At 71.3% G+C, this 505-nt stretch carries 1 protein-coding gene; it reads left to right on the plus strand.

What is annotated here, in order from left to right; translation table 11 throughout:
* Nucleotides 1-505, plus strand: a 505-nt coding sequence (locus tag IFT90_RS16620) for a hypothetical protein (protein ID WP_192043321.1), incomplete at both ends; no start/stop codon positions are given.

A 505-nucleotide genomic window follows, 5' to 3' on the forward strand; every position in this document is an offset into this window, starting at 1 on the left:
CGTCGCCTCCGGCGCCCTCATCTTCAGCCTCGCCGCCTGCTCCTCCAGCGACGCCGGCTCGACCTCGTCGTCCTCGGCCGCCCCGTCGTCCTCGTCGTCGGCTGCGTCGACCGAGCCCGTCGCGTCGCTGCCTGACCTCAGCAAGGGCGTCGACACCCAGGTCGCCGTCGACGCGTCCTTCGTCGAGGCCCTCACCAGCCTCGGCCTCACCCCCGGAGTCGTCGGCACCGCCGGCTTCGACGCCACCACGGGCACCTTCTCCTTCCCCATCACCGGCGGCAACGTCGACTACTACGACCCCTCCTCCGACGTGCGCCCCTACGTCCAGGGCGAGATCGACCACGACGGCTCCGGCCTCAGCCTGACCGCTGCCGACGGCACCGTCGTCGAGCTCAGCGACTTCCGCATCGACCCGGGCGAGAGCAAGCTCTACGGCACCGTCACCGCCAACGGCGCTGTCGCAGCCGAGGACGCCTACCTCTTCAACCTCTACGGCGGCACCCTG

This window comes from Frigoribacterium sp. CFBP 8766, assembly GCF_014841435.1.
Taxonomy (GTDB): domain Bacteria; phylum Actinomycetota; class Actinomycetes; order Actinomycetales; family Microbacteriaceae; genus Frigoribacterium.